This window comes from Caldicoprobacter faecalis, from assembly GCF_900115765.1.
Lineage (GTDB): Bacteria > Bacillota > Clostridia > Caldicoprobacterales > Caldicoprobacteraceae > Caldicoprobacter > Caldicoprobacter oshimai.
Genome location: NZ_FOXR01000074.1, coordinates 1 through 2486 on the forward strand (window position 1 = coordinate 1; position 2486 = coordinate 2486).

A 2486-nucleotide genomic window follows, 5' to 3' on the forward strand; every position below is an offset into this window, starting at 1 on the left:
AGATGGTTACTGGATGGATTGTCACTAGAGCAGAGAAGTGCCCACAAAAAAGTGACTGTGAATACGGTAATATAAAGAATTTTTAAAAATTTTCACAAGAATTGAAGGTTTTTAGCATTTGATGTCGAATACAATAAATATCATGGAAAATACGTCAACTGCTACAGTTACAATTGAAGAGTTAATGAAAGAGAACAGCCTTTTAAAGCAGGAGATAGAGGAGCTTAAAGTGAAATTGAGGTGGTTTGAAGAGCAGTTTCGCTTAAGCCGGCAAAAGATGTATGGGCGTTCGAGCGAGAAGACGAATTCGGGGGAGGGGGAACAGCTCAGCTTTTTCAATGAAGCAGAGAAGGAATCGAACGCAGAAGCTGCCGAGCCTGCTATAGAGGAGATAACATACAAGCGCCGTAAGAGGAAGGGATATAGAAGGATTCAAAGGGTATCTGCATGTAGATGGTTATGAAGGATACAATGGTATACCTGATGTAGTATTAGTGGGATGCTGGGCGCATGCAAGGAGAAAATTTGATGAAGCATTAAAGGCGATACCTGGGACGAGTGAAGGTATAGCGAGTGTGGCAAAGGAGGGGCTTGATTACTGCAATAAGCTGTTTGCAATTGAGCGGGAGCTTCGAGATGTTACACCCGAGGAGAGGTATGAAGAGCGATTGAAGCGGAGTAAGCAAGCCGATACTGGATGAGTTTTATTCGTATTTAAAATACCATATGCCAAGGGTACTGCCTAAGAGCGTGTTAGGTGGGGCTATTAGGTATTGCCTAAACCAGTGGGATAAGCTTACAGCATTTTTATTGGATGGTAGGCTGGAGATAGATAACAATATAAGCGAGAGGTCAATAAAGCCGTTTGTGATAGGGAGGAAGAACTGGCTATTCAGCAATACGCCGAAGGGTGCAAGAGCCAGTGCAACGATCTACAGTATAGTTGAGACTGCCAAAGAGAATGGGTTAAACCCATTTGAGTATCTAAAGTATTTGTTTGAGAAGCTACCGAATATGGATATAGAGGATAAGGAAGCGCTAGATGAGATTTTACCATGGTCAACCAGCTTGCCAGTCTGTTGCAGGGTGAAATAGAGATAGAAAGTTCCCACCTTACATAAGGTGGGGATTGTTTTCATTGCGATACTTTGATAATTGCCGGTTTAAGTTATCAGTTTGTCAGTTAAAGTTTGAAAAAGCTTGAAATTAAGCTGTTTTTCTTATTCCGATTGTGCAATTTGTGCCCACAAAATGATGTTTTCTCGTCAAGGTGGGTATTATTTTACGCTTACGTTTTTTCGAGGGTAATGGATAGCTACACAATGCTTTAAGGATAATATTAAAAATGCGACTTTTTGTTTAGGGTAAAATAAGAATGGACGAAGTTGAAAAGGAAAAATCTTTAGACTTGCAAAGGGTTATTATAGGCACCCATAAATTATCCTTGTAGTTAGAGAAAACTTAACTGCAAGGAAGAAATAGAGGATGCTCACAATGACCCAAATAGATGATATCAGAAATGCGTTCTTTTTTAAAGGGTTAAATATCAGTGAAATAGCAAGGAAATTTAAAGTTGACCGAAAAACAGCATTACGGTTTTGCTTTTTATGTCTCTTTTTAATTTAAAAGTTTCTATTGTTTTCTATTTACTTTTCGTTTTAATTTAGCCAAAAAGCAGAACTAGCAAAAATCATTATATTATCTCCTAATGCATTTGCAGTATATTTTTTATTAATTTTTCTTTTAATTTCAAACTATCTTTCTTATTGTGAAAAATATTGGTAATTTAGTATAATTTTAACATAAGGTTATAATTATGCATGTTGGGAGGAATTTGTATGAAAAAATTCTTTTGGTTGTTAGGCTTTCTCGGTTTTCTTGGTTTTTTAGGATTTTTTAAATCTTATATGTATTTTGCATTTTTTGCTTTTTTCTCTAACTTTTTTACTAGTCGATATATTAACATTTTACAGGATAAACAACTTCAAAACAAAATGGCAGAAGCTCACTCGATCAGTTTTGTTGTGACTAGTTTTTTCTTATCATTCATGTTAATAATGCTGATATTCAACGTAAGTTATGAGATTTTTAAAGCTACATTTTGCATTGTTTTTGCTTTAATATTTATCATAGATTCGTACTTACTTTATAGGCACCACGAGAAACTAACAAGAAATAAGACTTAAACTTCTATTTCCCTAGTCCCTAATAGGCATCACTAATTGGTACATAATTAACCCAGAGGAAACGAAAAGAGATTGGCCCATCACATGTCGGAATATTTCTATGATTTAGATTACACTTTAAAGGATCGAAGGGAAATAGGAAACGTTTGGAGAAAGTCTATTAAGTTAAGTCCATATAATTGTGTAAAAAGGGGTTGAGCCACCCCCACCCCTCTGGTTAGAATTAAAATGTAAAAACCAAAACTAACTGGAGGGATGAGAAATGGCTCAATACAATATTACCATTGATTCTGAAATTTT

2 protein-coding genes and 1 pseudogene are annotated in these 2486 nt (G+C 35.8%); all 3 read left to right on the top strand.

The window, feature by feature from the left end:
- The first annotated feature begins 277 nt into the window (after nucleotides 1-277).
- The 3 genes and pseudogenes from BM241_RS13270 to BM241_RS13275 all read left to right on the top strand — a co-directional run bounded on the left by BM241_RS13270 (nucleotide 278) and on the right by BM241_RS13275 (nucleotide 2186).
- On the top strand, nucleotides 278-463 hold the full coding sequence (locus BM241_RS13270; protein ID WP_394328189.1) for an IS66 family transposase: 186 nt from the start codon (nucleotides 278-280) through the stop codon (nucleotides 461-463).
- Nucleotides 417-1095 (top strand): annotated as a pseudogene (gene tnpC / locus BM241_RS12040) (IS66 family transposase); the annotation flags it as partial. The gene BM241_RS13270 and the pseudogene tnpC, both read left to right, overlap by 47 nt.
- A 743-nt stretch (nucleotides 1096-1838) precedes the next feature.
- Complete coding sequence (locus BM241_RS13275) at nucleotides 1839-2186, top strand: DUF3796 domain-containing protein (protein WP_025748327.1); 348 nt, start codon at nucleotides 1839-1841, stop codon at nucleotides 2184-2186.
- Nucleotides 2187-2486 lie beyond the last annotated feature (300 nt).

Excerpts from the sequence above, each read along its gene's own strand:
- BM241_RS13270 (WP_394328189.1), top strand. The coding sequence starts at position 278 with ATGTATGGGCGTTCGAGCGAGAAGACGAATTCGGGGGAGGGGGAACAG.
- BM241_RS13275 (WP_025748327.1), top strand. The coding sequence starts at position 1,839 with ATGAAAAAATTCTTTTGGTTGTTAGGCTTTCTCGGTTTTCTTGGTTTT.